Below are 18,237 nucleotides of genomic sequence, written 5' to 3' on the forward strand. Positions count from 1 at the left end.
GGTGATCTCCCGAGTGTGTTGCCGTTACAATACAGATAGAGCGTTCGGTCGGGTCGTTCAATCGCGTCGCGACCGTGCATGCGTTGCGGGTTTCGCACCGAGGGCCGAACGGGTAAAGGCGCAGGCATCATGCAGACCCAGGAACCACAGTCCGACGCGCCGGCGATGCGGGGCGCGCCGATCGGCTTCGTCGAATTCGTCGCGCTCGTCGCCTCGCTGATGTCGCTGACCGCACTCGGGATCGACTCGATGTTGCCGGCCTTGCCCGCGATCGGCGCCTCGTTAGGGGTTGCGTCGGCGAACAGCCGACAGTTCGTCGTCACCGCGTTCGTGATCGGCTTCGGCGTCGCGCAGTTGATCCATGGTCCGCTCGCCGATCGCTATGGACGGCGCACCGTGCTGCTCTGGTCGCTCGGGCTGTACGCACTCGCGAATGTCGCCTGTGCGGTCGCGGGAAGCTTTACGCTGTTGCTTGCCGCGCGGGCACTCGGCGGCGCGGTGATCGCTGCCGCTCGCGTCGCGACGATCGCCTTGGTCCGCGATTGCTATCACGGGCGGGCGATGGCGAGGGTCATGTCGATCGCATTCATGGTATTCATGATCGTACCGATCCTGGCGCCGACGTTCGGCTGGACGGTGCTCCAGTTCGGCGACTGGCGGGCGATCTTCTGGACGATTGCGGTGCTGACGATCGGCGTGTTCGTCTGGTTCTATCTGCGTATGCCCGAGACGCTGGCGCCCGAGAACGTCCTGCCGATCACGCCTGCGCGGATCCTGGCCGACTGGCACCAGACGCTCGGCGATCGCCTGTCGCTGGGGTATACGCTCGCGTCGACCGCGCTGATGGCGGCGCTGTACGGGTATCTCAATTCGATCCAGCAGATCATGGCCGACGTGTTCCACCAACCGACGCTGCTGGCGCTGATCTTCGCGACAACGTCGGTGACGATGGCGGCGTGCAACCTGCTCAATTCGCGGATCGTGATGCGGCTGGGGACGCGGTTGATCAGCCACGGGGCGCTGACGCTGCTGGTGGCGGTGTCGGTGATGCACCTGTTCGCGATCGAGGTCGGGTTCGAGACGCTGGTGAGTTTTGCGATCTTCCAGGCGCTGACGCTGGGCTGCTTCGGGCTCGCCACCTCCAATTTCTCGGCGATGGCGATGGAGAATATGGGGCGGATCGCCGGCACTGCATCGAGCGTGCAGGGGTTCCTGAGCGTCACCGTCGGCGCGGTGTTTGGGGCGCTGATCGGGCAGGCGTTCAATGGCACGACGGTGCCGCTGGTCGGTGGGTTCCTGCTTGCCGGTCTGGTCGCGCTGGTCGCCGTTCTGGTGACCGAGCGCGGGCGATTGTTCCGTCCGGCATCGACCGCGCCCAGTCGCGCTTGAAGGAACCACCGCGCACGTCCACCGTTCGCATCCGGTAGGCCTGCATCATGCGGGCACCCTGGATACGAGGAGTGTGACGATGGGCGGACATCAGGTGCCGAGTGCCGGATCGGGCGACGACGGGTACGACGAAGAGGGCTATGACGAGAGCCAGCGCGCCGAAATCCTCGAAGCGACGCGCAACGGGCCGACCGATGGCGTCATCCTGACCGATCTCGATCCCGACCTCGGCGAAGACGACAAGGACGACGAGTCGATCGACGAGACCGCGATGGATTCGGAAGAGGTCGGCGAGAGCGACGCCTCCGTCACCATGGACGAAGACGACATGGACGAGGACGACGTCCAGGATGAACTCGACGATGGCAGCATCGACGACGACGAAGACCTGAAAGACGCCGACGATGTCGCACTGAAGCCCTGATATAGAAGCGACGCGCCCCCGATGGGCGCGTCGCCATCAGCCGCCGGCGTTGGCGAGCACCGCGAGATCGTGGGCATCGAATGCCGCACCGGTAGCATCGATCGGTTGCGCATCGACATTTCCCGACGCCGCATTCGTGGCCGGTTCCGGCGCATCGTTGGCAACGTCATAGGCTGTCCACAGGATGCCGGCCGACCAGAACAACGCCGCCCATCGACTGCGGAAAAGACGTGAAAACCCCATTCATGCTGCATTGCACACCGCATATCACCAGTGTGTGAACAGACAGCGTTACCAGCAGCGCCGACTGTTTTTTGCCACTTTTCCGCTGTATTTTGCCTGCGTCCAAGGCGTTTACGCCATGGTTCGTTCATCGAACTGACAGGAACCGTTGCTGTAACGCAACACCGCGGAAGAGTTCCCGGAATGTGACGTTTTTTGTGCAACCATGTGCCTGCCGACCTGTTTCGACAGGCCTGGACCAACCGGCGCACCGTGCAGCCGGGATCCACGCAAAACGGTATAAGGTCAAACTCATGCGTAAGCTTTCCCTGGCAATCGCCCTCGCCGCCGCAACGGTCGCAGTTCCCGCCTTCGCGCAGGACATGTCGGCACCGGCACCCGTCGACAACAGCGCACAGCCCGGCGAAGCCGCCGCTCCGGACGGTTCGAAGGCATTCGGCATCGAGCCGTACTTCGGCGTGATGGGCGGTTGGGAGCAGTTCGATAACGAGCGCGGCCACGGCATCCCGCAGGCGCTGAACGCCGACAACTCGCTCCGCCGCGGCTACAAGCCATCGGGCTCGCTGGTCCAGGGCGTGCTCGGCGTGAACGTGCCGCTCGGCCCGGTCTTCGTCGGCGCAGAAGGCAACGTGATCAAGGGCATCGATGGCAACATCGATTGGGAATATGGCGCAGCAGGCCGCTTCGGTTTCCGCGCTGGCGACAGCGGCCTGATCTACGGCAAGGTCGGCTACCAGTGGGTCAACTTCGACCATTTCTCGGCACGTTCGACCAACGGTGGCGACACCGGTCGTGACTACAGCGCGATCACCTACGGCATCGGCGCAGAAGTCGGTCCGCAGAGCATTGGCCTGAAGGGCATCACCGGCAACGCAGGCTTCCGCATCCGCGCCGAGGTCAACACCTTCGGCGACGCGCAGAGCTTCCGTCCGATGCTCGGTATCATCACGCACTTCTAAGCCTTTGCCTCGCAAGAGGTTCAAGCTGGACGCGTAACGGGGGCGGGGAGTGGCTAGGGCCATTTCCCGCCCTTCGTGTGTCTGGCGTTTCCAGTGGGTTGGCGAGTGAAGTATAGGAAGTGCAGACGCTCGCGCGATGATCGCGGGAGGGTGCGCAGGGCGCGCGGGGGCGGGGAGTGGCAGCACTTTCCGCCCTTCGCGCGTCTGGCGTTTCCGGCGTGTCGGGCGAGTGAAGTACAGGAAGTGTAGACGCTCGCACGATCGTCGCGGGAGGGCGCATGCTGGACGCATCGCGGGGTGCGTGCACGCTGCGCTGGACTGGAGTGAGGGCTGGCATGCGTCGAACTGGGCATGTCGGCGCCGTGTAGGACAGCGAAATCTCGGGCGTCTGCGAGACGGGGTACCGCCGATCCTATTCATCCGTGACCTGACATGCGCAATGTTCACGATGCGTTCGCCTCGTTTCCGACTCCGCTCGCCGCAAGACCGGGGCGCGCCAAGGTGACTTCCGCGCGCGCGCGCGTAGGCGCGAGCGATGATGGAGTATGTGTTTGATTTCATGCGGTTGCTCGGCGGCGACCGCGCTGGCGCCACGCGTGGCCGTGGGGGCTCGGCGCGCGGCACCAGGCCGGGAGTCCTGCTGCAGTTTCGCCTGGTGTTCTACGGCGTGCTGCTCGGGCTGATGATGCCGGTGATTCGCCAGATCGACTGGTCCGCGCTGGTACCGCCGGGATTGAAGATCGAATGGCCGACCGGGTTCGGCATCGCCTGGCCTGCCGGGCATCTGCGCGTGCCGGGTGGCTGGGGTTGGGGGGCGGATGCGGCCAAGGCGGAGGCGTCGGCCGCGGCTGCTGCCGGAGCGGCGACCACGGCCGGTGCCGCCACCACCGCCACTGGCGCGCTGGCGACCGCGGCGGGTGTCGCCAGTGCGGCGACGACAGTGGCGGCGGCGGCGTCCGCGCTGTCGGGGGGCAAGGCGGTCTCCGCGCGCTTCACGATCTGCGGCCACGCCAAGCGGATCGACTGCATGGTCGACGGCGACACGTTCTGGATGGCGGGCACCAAAATCCGCATCGCCGACATCGACACGCCAGAGACCCACCCGCCCCGCTGCGCCCGCGAAGCACGGCTGGGGCAGGCGGCGACGCTGAAGATGCAGGCGCTGCTCAACGGCGGCCCCTTCACGCTGACCCCGATCAAGCGCGACGTCGACCGCTACGGCCGGAAGCTGCGGATCGTCGAGCGGGGCGGGGAGTCGCTGGGCGCGGTCCTGGTCCGCCACGGACTCGCTCGCCACTATGGCGGCGGCAAGCGTTCGCCTTGGTGTGGATGGGGTTAGCGTACCGGAAAGCCGATAATGCGTTATGATCGATCCATGGCCACGCACGTCGATGAGTTCGAAAAGCTGGAAGCCGATCACGGTACGGTCGAACATGGCTATGAAAGCTGGAAACGCGCTAAGATCAAGCGTGGCCTGAGGCAGTCACAGGATCGGTCGTCGATGATCCCGGTCGAACAAGTGCTACGAGACCTGACCTCTAGCCGGTAACTCCAGGCATAGACACAACATGACCGTTATCGGCCCTACTTTCATGTGGGACTTAGCTACGACAGGTTTGCCGAAACCAATTCAGAATGTCATCGGCTAAAAGCCTCCGACGCGGTCAATCTTAGCGCTTCAGAAAATTGCTGGTGCGTGCACGTCGACGTTAGATTTTGGATGTATCCCTCAAACTGATCCGGGCGCCAAAATTTCGACGAAAGCTGAGAATGACGAGGTTGCCCGTTCCAACAATCCACGCCGCTCCAATGCGACGAACGTCGCGCAAGAGCGGGCTTGGCAGTTGATCGAGCGCTCTGGATTAAATTCGATATCGGTGAACCCAGCGCATTGATTTAGCCTTAATAGCCAGTCCCGATGGGGAAACAGGGCTTTGATATACAACCAGTCGTAAAATGCGGTGGGTGGCGAGAGAGGAAAGTCCCGCCCCTCGAAATGAAAGCCGATCAGTCTACCCGATTCTTGGAGGCGAGGATCGCGTTTTGCTTCCAGACTCGTAACCCAATAAAGGTCGGTGAACGGTCCCCCCCCCTCAAAAACCTTGCTACCCTGAAAGACGCATTCAAGGGTCGTTAATTGATTATCTATTTCGACCTTGAGCTGAAATGCGCTGAGCTTTTGTCCAACTTCCCGCTCGGATTTGCTAGAAATTTCGAGAATTGGCGAAAGTCCGCGCGCAGCAGCTTTATCGTGCAATTCGACAACGTTTCGTTTTTTCTGAACCGCTGCCATTCCCGAATGCCACCGGAACTCGACCGGCACTGCATGAACGAGTGCCGCGCCGCTTTCTGCGGGAACAAAAACGGGACGTTGAGCCATGATCAGGCTATAATGTAATCACGAGCAATAGATATGGGAACGAGTATCTCGTATCGCTCCACGATTCTGAAACGAGCTTGGATTGCAGGATCTTTCCACTCGTGCCTATTATAAATGACATCTAAATCCAGACTATCAAGCATCTGTGCGATCGGAAGGGGCGTGATATCGCGCTGGTTTGCAACGTCGTCAGATACGAGCACACCGGGCTCGGAGGCAACGGCCGGATCAATTTTCAGCCACTTCAGACTTTCGATGCGGCCGTCTTGCGTTGCGGCATAGGCCATAGGTTGGTTGTCTCGAAAACAGAGATGCACATAAGCATCCATCCCACAGCCGATATCTGCATCCAGACTCCATTGGTTGCCACCGGTAGTTACTGGAATTCCGCGTTTGCGCAATTCAGACATACTCAAAAGGCCGTTGGCGGAAATGGACGCGATATTTTTGGCGTCGGTAAAATGGAAAAAGCTTCTAAATACGGGCCCCTGGCGGACACGGTTTACGAATGACTCTATTGGCATTGCAATTTCAGACCCCCGGGATTTTCCCGAAGAAAACCTGCTAGATATTTATTTTATATCATAGATCAATTTGGTCGGATCTGAATGCATTCTGAATTTCAGCGATTAAAGACCTAATGTTGGGTGGTTTGCGCGTCTCTGCCTCGCAGGCATTAGACGCGCACCCTCGTTCATTCAGCCGCCACCGAGTCGCTGAACATGTCCCGAACTTCACTCAGGTCCACATTCGCAGCCGGCCCCTTCTTCGCGGTCTGGCGCTTGTCGAAGCTATCCCAGACGTCGTTCCACTGGCCCTTGGTCGCGGCCTTCGAATACTCCGTTGCGCGCTGTTCGAAGAAGTTGGCGTGCTCGACGCCGTTGAGCATCGGGGCGAGCCAGGGCAGCGGGTGCTCGTCGATCATGTAGATCGGCTTCAGGCCGAGCTGCGTCATGCGCCAGTCGGCGATGAAGCGGATGTACTTCTTGATCTCCTTGGGGGTCATGCCGTTGACGGGGCCCATCTCGAAGGCGAGGTCGATGAAATTGTCCTCGAGGCGGATCGTCGTCTGGCAGACGTCGGCGATGTCGTCCTTCACCGCCTTGGTCAGGCACTGGCGCTCCTGACAGAAGGTGTGGAACATCTTGATGATGCCCTCGCAGTGGAGGCTCTCGTCGCGGATCGACCAGGTGACGATCTGGCCCATGCCCTTCATCTTGTTGAAGCGCGGGAAGTTCATCAGCATCGCGAACGAGGCGAACAACTGGACGCCCTCGGTGAAGCCGCCGAACATGGCGAGCGTGCGGGCGATGTCCTCGTCGTTGTCGACGGTGAACTTCTGCATGTAATCATGCTTTTCCTTCATCTCGGCATATTCGAGGAAGGCGCCATACTCGCTCTCGGGCATGCCGATGGTGTCGAGCAGATGGCTGTAGGCGGCGATATGGACCGTCTCCATGTTGCTGAACGAGGTCAGCATCATCTTGATCTCGGTCGGCTTGAACACGCGGCCGTATTTCTCGTGGTAGCAGTCCTGCACCTCGACGTCGGCCTGCGTGAAGAAGCGGAAGATCTGCGTGAGCAGGTTGCGCTCGTGATCGCTGAGCTTCTGCGCCCAGTCGCGGCAATCCTCGCCCAAGGGCACTTCCTCGGGGAGCCAGTGGAGCTGCTGCTGGCGCTTCCAGAACTCGAACGCCCAGGGGTATTCGAACGGCTTGTACTGCTTGGAGGCGTGAAGGAGGGACATGGGGTAAGCCTTTCGGGGAATGGGTTTTATATCGGGAAACTGGGGGATCAGGAGGGCGGCGTCATGTCTCTGTGCTCCATTGCCACATCGCGGCGGCAGACATGGCTAGGACGATCGCGCCCGAGGTGAGCATGATGCCGATCATCCGGAACGCGTAGGTCTGCGGTTCGGTGATGTCCGGCGAGCGGAGGCGCATAAGAAGTGCGATTCCGACAAGACCGAGCACGCCGGCGACCGCAAACATGATAGCGCTGCCGTACGTCATGCGACCAACTCGCGCGGCGCGCGTTCAGCACCCGAACTCAACACAGGAGAACGACCATGGTCGATGCAACCCAGATCCAGGAACATGCCGAAGTCATCGGCGCGGACGGCGTCCATGTCGGCACCGTCGACAAGGTCGAAGGCAACCGTATCAAGCTGACCAAGAAGGACTCGGGTCCGCAGGTCGTCGAGGGCACGGGCAGCCATGAAGGGCATCATCACTTCATCTCGCTCGGGCTGGTTGCGGATATCGAGGACGGGAAGGTCCGGCTTTCCGCCAACGCCGACGTGGCGGTGACGTTCGAAGAAGAGGCCTGAACTCTTAGCGGTGCGTTCGACACGCGCCGCATAGCCTGCCCGAACCCCGGTCCGCTTCGCGCGGGCCGGGGTTTTTCGCGTCAGGCGCTCCCCGGTCCGCGTGTCACGGGCCGGGGTCACGCTTGAACGCCAAGAAACCTTACTGGCAGGCAAGGCACTCATCATAGTCCTTCGACTCGACGTCGATCTGGCGCAGGTCGATGGTGTTGTCGGCCTCGACCCCGCCGGCGAAGCCCGCGCGCTGGACCGACTTCGAGCGCAGGTAATAGAGCGACTTGATCCCCAGTTCCCACGCGCGGAAGTGGAGCATGAGGAGGTCCCACTTCTCGACGTCGGCGGGGATGAACAGGTTCAGCGACTGCGCCTGGTCGATATAGGGCGTGCGATCCGCGGCCAGTTCGAGCAGCCAGCGCTGGTCGATCTCGAACGACGTCTTGTAGCAGTCCTTTTCCTCGACCGAGAGGAAGTCGAGATGCTGGACCGAACCGCCCTGCTCCAGGATCGAGTTCCAGACCGCGTCGCTGTTCTTCGACTTCTCGCTCAGCATCTTCTCGAGATACGGGTTCTTGATCGAGAAGCTGCCCGACAGCGTCTTGTGCGTGTAGATGTTCGCCGGGATCGGCTCGATGCAGGCCGACGTGCCGCCGCAGATGATCGAGATCGACGCGGTCGGCGCGATCGCCATCTTGCAGCTGAACCGCTCCATCGCGCCGACGTCGGCGGCATCGGGGCAGGGGCCGCGCTCGATCGCGAGCTGCATCGAGGCTTCGTTGGCCTGGCTGCTGATGTGCTTGAACATGCGCAGATTCCACGACTTCGCCATCGCACCCTCGAACGGGATGCCGCGTGCCTGGAGGAACGAGTGGAAGCCCATCACGCCGAGCCCGACCGAGCGCTCGCGGCCGGCGGAGTAGGCGGCGCGTTCCATGCCGGGCTCGTGGCGGTCGATGTAATCCTGCAGGACGTTGTCGAGGAAGCGCATGACGTCCTCGATCAGGCCCTTCTCGTCCTTCCACTGATCCCACGTCTCGAGGTTCAGCGACGACAGGCAGCAGACGGCCGTACGCTCGTTGCCGAGGTGATCCTTGCCGGTCGGCAAGGTGATCTCGGAGCACAGGTTCGAGGTCGAGACCTTGAGGCCCAGCTCGCGGTGATGCTTCGGCATCGCCTTGTTCACGTGATCGGCGAAGACGATGTACGGCTCGCCGGTCTGGAGGCGGGTCTCGACGAGCTTCTGGAACAGCGAGCGCGCGTCGACGGTGGCGCGGATCGCCTGGTCCTTCGGCGAGCGGAGATGCCATTCCTCACCGTTGCGGACGGCTTCCATGAAGGCGTCGGTGATCAGAACGCCGTGGTGGAGGTTCAACGCCTTGCGGTTGAAGTCGCCCGAGGGTTTGCGGATTTCGAGGAATTCCTCGATCTCGGGGTGCGAGACGTCGAGGTACACGGCTGCCGAGCCGCGGCGCAGCGAACCCTGGCTGATCGCGAGCGTCAGCGAATCCATGACGCGGACGAACGGGATGATGCCGCTGGTCTTGCCGTTGAGGCCGACCGGCTCGCCGATGCCGCGGACGTTGCCCCAATAGGTGCCGATGCCGCCGCCGCGCGACGCGAGCCAGACATTCTCGTTCCAGGTGTCGACGATGCCGCCGAGGCTGTCGGGGACCGAGTTGAGATAGCAGGAGATCGGCAGGCCGCGACCGGTGCCGCCGTTCGAGAGAACAGGGGTGGCGGGCATGAACCAGAGCTTCGAGATCGCGTCGTACAAGCGCTGCGCGTGGCCGGCGTCATCGGCATAGGCCGACGCGACGCGAACGAATAGGTCCTGGTAGCTCTCGCCCGGCAGCAGATAGCGATCCTTGAGCGTGTCCTTGCCGAATTCGGTCAGCAGCGCGTCGCGGCTGTGATCGACCTCGACCGGGTAGATCTGCGCGCGCACGGAATGGCTGTCCTGCGCCTGGCGCGGCGCCTTGGGGGCCTCGGCGGCTGGCGTGGCGGTGGTCTGTTCGATCGTGTCTGTGGTCATGTCGCTATCCCGGCTGCTGTCTCTGAAATCCATCGAAACCGCTCCTAGTGTTCTGTATTCGTTCGAATCGGCGTCATGTCGCCATGCTACCATCGGACGGGCTCAAACGGGAGAACAAAAAGTGACCATCGCGGCGGTGGAAGGCGCGCTTACGGTCATATCGCATATGGCTATGCGAGGGTTGTTCTACCAGCGATTGGGTCCGCCCCCGAACGCAACCCCAAGAGATTGTGCCAAAGCGCGATGAGACGCAAGGGGGTGCGGGGGGTGCGAGGGGCTCGGTTCGTCGCGTTCGTCGCGGGGTTGAGCGAGCGGGGGATTCGCGACGCGTGGAGTTCTGCGGGGTTCGCGATGTGCAAGGGAACGGGGCGGGAACGAAAAATTATTTCGGAGGTCGAAGTGGCAAATGTTGCTTTGGTTTAGGGGAGGGCGTGGGGCGACATATGGGGTGTGTCCCTAACGATCCTCCCCCGCCAGGGGGAGGTGGCTGGCACTTGCCAGACGGAGGGGGAGGAAAGGGTAACCTTTGTTCCGCGTCCTCCCCCTCCGTCGCCTTTGGCGCCACCTCCCCCTGGCGGGGGAGGATCGAAGTATGGTTGGCGATTCATCGATGCCTCGTCCGACGGCACCACCCCGGCGGAGGCCGGAGCCCAATTGGGGGACGTCGCCAACTGAGCGCGGCGCGTCGTTACTGCGACCTTTCCATTTGGGCCCCGGCCTTCGCCGGGGTGGAAGGGGAGGGTCTCCTACCTCAGCCCTCGATGATCGTCCGGATCTGCGTCGCCAGCGCTTCCATCGCGAAGGGCTTGGTGATCATCGACATCCCCGGTTGCAGGAAGCCCGATGCGAGCGCAGCGTTTTCCGCATACCCCGTCATGAACAGCACGCGCAGCCCCGGGCGCATTGCCCGGCCGGCATCGGCGACCTGGCGACCGTTCAACCCCGGCAGGCCAATGTCGGTGACGAGCAGGTCGATCCGGTCCATCGTTCGCAACCGTTCGAGACCGGTCGGACCGTCATGCGCCTCGACTGCCTGATACCCCAACTCGCCGAGCACCTCGACGATCAGCGCGCGGACGACCGAATCGTCCTCGACCACCAGTACGATCTCGCCCGCGTCGGTGGCGTGATCCTGCGTCAGGCCGGGGAGCGCCTCGTCGATCTCCGCTTCGCCGTAATGGCGGGGGAGATAGAGCTTGATCGTCGTGCCCAGGCCGACCTCGCTGTAGATCTTCGCATATCCTTCCGACTGGCGCGCGAAGCCGTAGATCATCGACAGGCCGAGCCCGGTGCCCTGTCCGAGCGGCTTGGTGGTGAAGAACGGCTCGAACGCCTTGGCGATGGTATCGGCGGACATGCCGGTGCCGGTGTCGGTCACGCAGATGCAGACATAATGGCCGGGCCGCACGTCGCGCTGGCTGGCAGCATAATGGTCGTCCAAATGCGCGTTGCAGGTCTCGATCGTCAGTTTGCCGCCATCCGGCATCGCGTCGCGCGCGTTGATGACAAGGTTGAGCAGCGAATTCTCGAGCTGGTTGGGATCGCAGAGCGTGGTCCAGAGACCGGCCGCGAGCACCATCTCGAAATCGATCTGCTCGCCAGTGGTGCGACGGAGTAGATCCTCGAGCGAGGCGACCAGCGGGTTGACCTTCACAGGACGCGGATCGAGCGGCTGGCGGCGCGAGAAGGCGAGCAGGCGGTGCGTCAAGGCGGCGGCCCGGTTGGCGGCGGTCGTCGCGCCCGAGATGAAGCGATCGAGTTCACCGACGCGGCCCTGCGCGACACGGCGCTGGACGATCTCCAGGCTGCCGGTGATGCCTTGCAGCAGATTGTTGAAATCGTGCGCGATCCCGCCGGTCAGCTGGCCGACCGCCTCCATCTTCTGCGCCTGGCGCAGCGCTTCCTGCGCCTCGACGAGCTCCTCGGTGCGATCGCGGACGCGCTGTTCGAGGTCCGCGTTGAGCGCCTGCAGATCGCGTTCGAGCCGCTTGCGATCGGTGACGTCGGCACCCTCGACGAAGATCCCGACGACCGCGCCGGTCGCGTCGCGGATCGGCTGGTAGACGAAGTCGACATAGCGATCGTTGACCGGGCCGCCGGGCTGCGCCTGGACCGCGTAGAGCATACCGGACGCGGTAAACGGTTCGCCCGTCGCATAGACGTGGTCGAGCAAGTCGAGAAAACCCTGTTCGACCGCGTCGGGTAGCGCCTCGGCAACGGTGCGGCCCAGCACGGGGCGGTGGCCCACCAGCTTGCCATAGCCGGGGTTGCTCAACTCGAAGCGGTGGTCGGAGCCGCGCAGCATCGCCATGAAGGTCGGCGCCTGTGCGAACATCTGGCCCATCCGCTCGCGTTCGTCGCGGAGTGCGCGTTCGATGAGGACTCGCTCGGTACTTTCGTAGGTCGAGCAGAACATGCCGGCGACGGCACCGCTCTCGTCGCGCACCGGCGAGTAGGAGAAGGTGAACCAGGTCTGCTCGTCATAGCCCTTCCGGTTCGTGAGCAACGGCAGGTTTTCGAAGAACGACGCCTTGCCGGCGAGTGCGCGATCGGCCAGCGGGCCGATATCGGACCAGAGTTCCGACCATATGACATCGAGCCGCCCGCCGAGCGCGGCCGGATGCTTGTCATACAAGATCCGCGCATAATGATCATTGTAGAGGAAGCCGAGTTCCGGCCCCCATGCGACGCACATCGCGAATTCAGATGCGAGCATCAGCGAAACGATCGAGCGCAGCGACGGCGGCCAGCTCTCGATCGGACCAAGCGGCGAGTGCGACCAGTCGTGGGTTCGGATCATCGCGGCCATTTCACCGCCGCCGGTCAGAAAATCGGCGTTCGCCGCGCTCTCTGGTGTCATCTCAGGTCCTTGGGCGTGTGTCGGCGACCGGATAGCTACTCATGGCAGCGTGATCCATCGGCGAGATGCACATATTTGCGCTCATCCGCACAGTATGTCGGCGAGACCCGCAAGGCTGGTGACGCCGTGGTCCCAATCCTGTGCGGAATCGGCATCGGGCGCGGGACGGCCGCCATATTCCTGCGGGCGGTCGACATAGGCGGTCTGCAGCCCGGCGGCCCGCGCGGCGGCGAGGTCGCTATGGTGCGCGGCGACCAGGCAGAGTTCGGCAGGGTCGATGCTCAGGAACCGGGCTGTGGCGAGATAGGATTCGGGAAGTGGCTTGTAGACCCGGCTGACTTCGGCGCCGAGGATCGCATCCCAGGGGAGCCGCGCACGGCGGGCCATCTCCAGCATCAGCGCGATGTTGCCGTTGCTGAGCGTGACGATCGGGAAGCACGCCTTGAGACGGGTAAGGCCTTCGACGGAGTCGGGCCACGGATCGAGCCGGTGCCAAGCGCGTGTCAGGTCGGCGAGTGTCGCTTCGCCCAGCGTGGCGGGATCGATGGCGTGATGGCGGAGCAGATCTTCGAGGGCCTCGCGGTGCAGCGTGTCGAGGATCACGAACGGCCGCCGGCCACTGCGGACCTCCTCCAGCGCGGGCTGATAACGCTTGCGCCAGCCGTCCGCGAACCGATGCGGGTCGATGTCGGTGCGGCCGAGCCGCGCGAGCACGGGCGCTGCGTCGCGGGCGATGCCCGAGCGCCAGTCGACCACGGTGCCGAACACGTCGAAGGCGAGGGCTTTGATCGGGGGGTGAGGCATGGAGGAAAGACGGTGGTGGGGGCGGTTGGTTCCCGGGGGCGGGGTTGGGGTTTGTCGTCGTTGACGTTTCGCCTGGTTTTGGTCGCCGCGCCGCGCCGCGCTGCAACGTTGCCACCCTGCCACCCCGGCGGGGGCCGTGGCCCAATTGGGAGAGGTAGGTTGGCGGAAGGTCATCTTTCGTTTTCGCGACCTTTCCGATTGGGCCCCGGTCTTCGCCGGGGTGGAGGCTTCCAGGGTTTAGCTGGCGAGCAACGGGATGGGTTCGACGCGGACCGTGGCCTGACCCGCAGCCGTCCTCTCAAACGCTGTCCTTCCCTAAATCGCCGTTCTTCCGCAAATCGCCGTTACCGCCCAAATCGCCATAGCCTCTCACCGCCGTCACCCCAGCGGACGCTCGGGTATCTGGGTAAGGGAGCGCGTTCTTGCCGCGCGAGACCCCAGCTTTCGCTGGGGTGACGGGGTGGGGGTGACGGGTGGGGAGACGGGGTGGGGGTGACATTGCGGTGACGAGAGCGGGGAGGGGTGACGGGAGGGCGTGGCGGTGGGGATGAGGCGAGGCCCGCTTCATGTCCGTTCTGCCGCGGGGCGGGGCGTTCAGGAGCTGCGAGCGATGGCGCTGCTGGCGTCCGGGACCCCGCCACAAGTCGGAGCGCATTGCCCCCCGCTCAGCCAGCGCGGCGGGCGCGGTAGGTTTGGGTTTGGTTCAGGCGATCGAGGTTGAAGGCTTCGTGGAATTCGATCCCCGCCTTGCCGCCGCGCGCCCAGCGAATGCGCGCCGCGATCATCTGGTCTTCGAGCAGTTCGATCTGCATTTCCATGCCGTCGGGGTTGCCGTCGATTTTCAGGCCGTCGAGCATCGCGCCGGTCGTCGAGATGTCACGGATCCTGACGTCGCCGCGGACGCCGTCGATCATGATCCGGGCGGAGCGGAGCATCTTGGTGCGCGGCGCGCGGCTGACCTTGAAACCGCTGGCGGTGGCGGTGCCGTTCTCGACGCCCAACTGGCGCAGCGCTTCGTCGGCGCGGACCGGGCGGCCGTAGACATAGCCCTGGATATGGCTGCACCCGAGATCGCGGACGAGGTCGATCTCGTCCTGGATCTCGACACCTTCGGCGGTGGTCTCCATCCCGAGCGTGTCGGCGAGCGTGACGATCGCCTTGATGATCGCGGCGTTGCGGTTGCCCGGTTCGGCGGCGCCCTTCACGAACGACTGGTCGATCTTGATCTTGTCGAACGGGGCGTTGCGCAGATAGCCGAGCGACGAATAGCCGGTGCCGAAATCGTCGAGCGCAAGCCGCACGCCGACGCCTTTGAGCGCCTTGAACATCTGTTCGGACGAGCGCGTCTCGTCGAGGAACACGCCCTCCGTGATCTCGAGTTCGAGCCGGCCGGGCGCGATCCCCGACTGCGCGAGCGCGTTGGTGACGAGCGCGGGCAGGACCGGGTTGGCGAACTGGATCGGCGACACGTTGACGGCGACGCGGATGCTGTCGGGCCAGCGTGCAGCCTCGATACAGGCGGTCCGCAACACCCATTCGCCGATCGCCTCGATCAGCCCGCATTCCTCCGCCACCGGAATGAAATCGGCCGGCGAGACGAGCCCACGCGTTGGGTGTTCCCAACGGATCAGCGCCTCGTAGCCGACGATTCGGGTCGTCCTGGTGCTGACGACGGGCTGGTAGCAGAGGTGGAACGCGCCCTCCGACACGGCGGTGCGCAGATCGTCTTCGAGCAGTTTGCGCGTGCGGGCGCCGGTCAGCATGTCGTCCGAATAGAAGCGATGCACGCCGCGGCCATCGGCCTTGGCGGCGTAGAGCGCGAGATCGGCGTTGCGGACCAGCGTCTCCGAAGTCTCGCCGTCCTCGGGCGCGATCGCGACGCCGATCGAGCAGCCGATCGTGACTGCGGTGCCGCTGATGAAATAGGGTTGCGACAGCGAGGCGATCAGCTCGCGGGCGAGCGCGGACAGCGTGTCGCGGCTGTCGATGCCGGGAAGGACGACCTTGAACTCGTCGCCGCCCAGTCGTCCGACCAGCCCGGCGTCGCCGACCCCGCGCTGGAGGCGCTGGGCGACCTGTTTCAGGAGCGCGTCGCCGGCCTGATGGCCGAGCGTGTCGTTGACCGCCTTGAACCGATCGAGATCCATCAGGAACAGCGAAGTCGCGCGGTAGGGCCCGGCGTTCTGCGCGAGCGTCTTGTCGAGCGACAGCCGCATCCGCTGGCGATTGGCGAGCCCGGTCAGCGCGTCGAACAGTGCGAGGCGGGTGATCTCGGCCTCCGACTTGCGCTTTTCGGTCAGGTCGCTGCCCGAGCCGATAAAGCCCTGGAACCGGCCGAGATCGTCGACCACCGGGCGGCCCGAGATCGACCACCAGCGTTCGCAAGCGGGCGTGGCGGCGGCGCAGACCGAATAGTCGGAGAACGAGGTGCGCGACGAGATGTGGAAGGCAAGCGTGCGTTCGGTGCCGGGCGCGTCGCTGTCCATCCGGAACAAATCGGTCAGCGCCTGGCCGACCGCGGTACCCGACGGCACGAGTTCGCCGGCGACCTTGGCGGAGAGATAGGTGACGCGGCCCTGGCGATCGGCCTCCCAGAACCAGCCGGTACCGTGATCCTCGAACTCGGCGATCATCTTCGACGCGAGCCGGCCGTCGCTGGAGGCGGTGGCGCGATCGAGTTCGAGCGCGTGATCGATCCGCGCGAGGCTGAACGTGGCGACCGCGAGGCACCCGAGGAACACGACCGCGACGACGAACGGGATGCCGAGGCCGGACAGCACCGCCAGCATCAGGACGAGGCCGATGCCGAAGCCGAGCGTGGCGGCGCGGACCGCATGGACGCTGACCGCGGTAATGCCGATCGCGGCGGCGACCGCGACGAAGCCGCCAAGCTGCCAGGCGCCGCTCGGCATGAGCGTCGTGGTCCATAGCAGGGACAACAAGGCCGCCGACATCGCCGCCGCACACAGCGCGACGATGCGGTTGCGGTGAAAGGCGGGCCACGCGGTCATCGGCTGCAGGCGGACGGTCGCGAACACCAACAGCGATACAGCGGCCAAGATGCCGGCATGGACGGCGATGACCGGGACCAGCGCGGCGAGCCCGCCGACCGCCGCGATCCCGAGCAGCAGCGCGCAGGCGAGCAATTGCGTAGCCAGCGTGAACGGCCAGACCGCCGCCACCTGCGCGAGCTTCAGCGCGAACAGATCGGAGACCTCGTCGCGCTCGTCCTCGGTCAACCCGAACAGCCCGCGGACGGCCGGTCGGTTGCAGGCACGGCGATCGGCGGTGGGAAGCGGGGCGTACATCGGGGACATCCTAAAGGCTCAAGCCTTGCCAAACTGCACGGTGGGCGTGGTTAACCGCGGGGCACGTGACGGCGGTCAGCGGGTAACGATGGCGCGCTTCATCGGCGCGAGCTTGGCGAGCAGCGCGTTCTGGGCATGGAACGCGACATGCTCGCGGGACATCGCCGCCTGGAGATTCTCGACCAGCGCGTTCATGTCCTTGGCCTGGATGCCGAGATCCTTGTGCGCGGTCGTCATGTCGCGACCGGAATAGCCGCAGCCACCCGCCAGGAGGTAGCAGAACTGCTCCTTCAGCGTGCGGCGGAGGCGGACCATGTCCTGGCCCTTGAAGATGTCGCCGATCCGCGGGTCCGCCTGGTTGGTCGCGACGAGATCGTCGACGATCCGGTCGATCCCCGCGCGGCCGTGAAACGCGTCGAGCAGATTGGTCCCTTGGGCGGGACGCGCGCCGGCGTTGGCGTCGGTCATCGCATAGGGCGCGACCGGGTCTTCGCCGGGCATCGCAGGGGCGGTTTGCAGGAGAACCAGCAGGAGCGGGAGCATCGTCATGTCCTCAGAATGCCGCCTGGAGCGACAGGAAGCCGCCGCGCTGGCGATCGGCGGTGGCGATCGAGCCGAGATCGACATAGGCGGCGGTCGCGGTCAGGTTCCTGGTCAGCGCATAGGCGGCATAGGCGGTCGCCCAATCATCCTCCTTGGCAAAACCGAGATAGTCGGGCTTCGAGCGATATTCGCCGCCGACCAGCAGGCGGCGCGAGAATTGATAGCCGAGCGAGCCTTCGAACTGGAGCGTGCGGTTCTGTCCCGCATCGCCGCCGAAGCCGAGCAGGCCGTTCTGGTTCGCCTTGGTATAGCGCGCGGTCGCGCCGACCAGGATGCTCTGCCGCAGCAGGAGCTTGGTTGCGGCGACGTAAAAGTCGGTGCCGCTCGCGTGCCTGGCACCGACCGCTGCGGTGATCGGCGCGTCGAGATTGTGCTTGTACTGCAGGCCGATCGCGATCTGCGGCAGGTACGCGCTGCCATAGACCGCGTCGCTCGCCAGCCGGACCTTGGCGCCGAACACGTCCTGATCGAGCGTATAGCCGCGACCGATGCCGAGCTTTGCACCAACGCGGCGGGTGTCGAGCGACTGGCGGGCATAGCTCAGCTCCAGCCGGTCCTCGACGCCGATCGCCGCGCCGTAGCTGGCAAAGCGGAAGTCGGGGAGGGCTATGCCCGAGACGTGCAACGAGCCGCCGATGCCGTCCGCGGTCTCGTTGCCCGCGATCAGCGCCCAGGTGGAGATGCCACCGCCCGAGCTGCCCTCGATCGTCGAGACGCCGTTGGTCAGCATCAGCTTGCCCCCTGCGCGACCGTCCTGGGCAAGCACGGGGGTGGCCGAAACGGCTGCCAGCAGAAGAATACAAGCGATCGATCGGCGCATCGGCGGGTCTACATCATGGGGGGTCGGCGACCGGTTGTGGGACGACGAACGCGGGCGAGCCGGAACATCGGAATTGGACGCTTAATCCACCC

General features: G+C 64.3%; 17 protein-coding genes. 6 read left to right on the top strand and 11 right to left on the bottom strand.

Translation table 11 applies throughout. The features are described from left to right. The first annotated feature begins 129 nt into the window (after window positions 1-129). Both AC3D24_RS16695 and AC3D24_RS16700 read left to right on the top strand, forming a co-directional pair. Window positions 130-1,389: a multidrug effflux MFS transporter gene (locus AC3D24_RS16695; RefSeq protein WP_489032264.1), complete on the top strand. Its 1,260-nt coding sequence runs from the start codon at window positions 130-132 to the stop codon at window positions 1,387-1,389. Window positions 1,390-1,468: 79 nt separating this feature from the next. Next, entirely contained in the window at window positions 1,469-1,813 is a 345-nt protein-coding gene (locus AC3D24_RS16700) for a DNA primase (protein WP_489032265.1), read from the top strand. Window positions 1,814-1,849: 36 nt separating this feature from the next. Here AC3D24_RS16700 and AC3D24_RS16705 read toward each other — a convergent pair whose 3' ends face one another. Then, window positions 1,850-2,056, bottom strand: a complete 207-nt coding sequence (locus tag AC3D24_RS16705) for a hypothetical protein (protein ID WP_489032266.1) — start codon at window positions 2,054-2,056, stop codon at window positions 1,850-1,852. 293 nt (window positions 2,057-2,349) lie between these two features. On the opposite strand from AC3D24_RS16705, the gene AC3D24_RS16710 reads away from it, so the two are divergent. The 3 genes from AC3D24_RS16710 (at window position 2,350) to AC3D24_RS16720 (ending at window position 4,564) form a co-directional block, all read left to right on the top strand. Further along, window positions 2,350-3,015: an outer membrane protein gene (locus AC3D24_RS16710; protein ID WP_480954847.1), complete on the top strand. Its 666-nt coding sequence runs from the start codon at window positions 2,350-2,352 to the stop codon at window positions 3,013-3,015. A gap of 535 nt (window positions 3,016-3,550) precedes the next feature. Continuing rightward, window positions 3,551-4,354: a thermonuclease family protein gene (locus tag AC3D24_RS16715; protein ID WP_489032267.1), complete on the top strand. Its 804-nt coding sequence runs from the start codon at window positions 3,551-3,553 to the stop codon at window positions 4,352-4,354. A gap of 36 nt (window positions 4,355-4,390) precedes the next feature. Then, on the top strand, window positions 4,391-4,564 hold the full coding sequence (locus AC3D24_RS16720) for a hypothetical protein (RefSeq protein ID WP_489032268.1): 174 nt from the start codon (window positions 4,391-4,393) through the stop codon (window positions 4,562-4,564). Between the two features lie 180 nt (window positions 4,565-4,744). Here the strand turns inward: AC3D24_RS16720 and AC3D24_RS16725 are convergent, their stop codons facing one another. The 4 genes from AC3D24_RS16725 to AC3D24_RS16740 form a co-directional block, all read right to left on the bottom strand. Beyond that, a complete protein-coding gene (locus tag AC3D24_RS16725; RefSeq protein WP_489032269.1) occupies window positions 4,745-5,395 on the bottom strand; it encodes a DarT1-associated NADAR antitoxin family protein in 651 nt (216 codons plus the stop codon). Between the two features lie 2 nt (window positions 5,396-5,397). Next, window positions 5,398-5,919: a DarT ssDNA thymidine ADP-ribosyltransferase family protein gene (locus AC3D24_RS16730; RefSeq protein WP_489032270.1), complete on the bottom strand. Its 522-nt coding sequence runs from the start codon at window positions 5,917-5,919 to the stop codon at window positions 5,398-5,400. A gap of 170 nt (window positions 5,920-6,089) precedes the next feature. Then, a complete protein-coding gene (locus AC3D24_RS16735) occupies window positions 6,090-7,142 on the bottom strand; it encodes a ribonucleotide-diphosphate reductase subunit beta (RefSeq protein WP_187502158.1) in 1,053 nt (350 codons plus the stop codon). 61 nt (window positions 7,143-7,203) lie between these two features. Beyond that, on the bottom strand, window positions 7,204-7,407 hold the full coding sequence (locus tag AC3D24_RS16740) for a hypothetical protein (protein WP_489032271.1): 204 nt from the start codon (window positions 7,405-7,407) through the stop codon (window positions 7,204-7,206). A gap of 56 nt (window positions 7,408-7,463) precedes the next feature. On the opposite strand from AC3D24_RS16740, the gene AC3D24_RS16745 reads away from it, so the two are divergent. Then, window positions 7,464-7,724 carry a DUF2171 domain-containing protein gene (locus tag AC3D24_RS16745; protein WP_380782046.1) on the top strand — a complete coding sequence of 87 codons (261 nt, stop codon included), beginning with the start codon at window positions 7,464-7,466 and terminating at the stop codon, window positions 7,722-7,724. A gap of 139 nt (window positions 7,725-7,863) precedes the next feature. Here AC3D24_RS16745 and AC3D24_RS16750 read toward each other — a convergent pair whose 3' ends face one another. From AC3D24_RS16750 to AC3D24_RS16775, 6 genes are all read right to left on the bottom strand, one after another. Further along, window positions 7,864-9,750, bottom strand: a complete 1,887-nt coding sequence (locus AC3D24_RS16750) for a ribonucleoside-diphosphate reductase subunit alpha (RefSeq protein WP_489032272.1) — start codon at window positions 9,748-9,750, stop codon at window positions 7,864-7,866. 751 nt (window positions 9,751-10,501) lie between these two features. Then, a complete protein-coding gene (locus tag AC3D24_RS16755) occupies window positions 10,502-12,610 on the bottom strand; it encodes a hybrid sensor histidine kinase/response regulator (RefSeq protein ID WP_489032273.1) in 2,109 nt (702 codons plus the stop codon). A gap of 81 nt (window positions 12,611-12,691) precedes the next feature. Beyond that, window positions 12,692-13,414 carry a haloacid dehalogenase type II gene (locus AC3D24_RS16760; protein ID WP_489032274.1) on the bottom strand — a complete coding sequence of 241 codons (723 nt, stop codon included), beginning with the start codon at window positions 13,412-13,414 and terminating at the stop codon, window positions 12,692-12,694. A gap of 665 nt (window positions 13,415-14,079) precedes the next feature. Continuing rightward, window positions 14,080-16,722: an EAL domain-containing protein gene (locus tag AC3D24_RS16765; protein ID WP_489032275.1), complete on the bottom strand. Its 2,643-nt coding sequence runs from the start codon at window positions 16,720-16,722 to the stop codon at window positions 14,080-14,082. Window positions 16,723-16,797: 75 nt separating this feature from the next. Next, complete coding sequence (locus AC3D24_RS16770; RefSeq protein WP_489032276.1) at window positions 16,798-17,265, bottom strand: group I truncated hemoglobin; 468 nt, start codon at window positions 17,263-17,265, stop codon at window positions 16,798-16,800. Window positions 17,266-17,275: 10 nt separating this feature from the next. Further along, complete coding sequence (locus AC3D24_RS16775) at window positions 17,276-18,145, bottom strand: DUF3034 family protein (protein ID WP_489032277.1); 870 nt, start codon at window positions 18,143-18,145, stop codon at window positions 17,276-17,278. Window positions 18,146-18,237 lie beyond the last annotated feature (92 nt).

This window comes from Sphingomonas sp. SL1004, assembly GCF_057815015.1.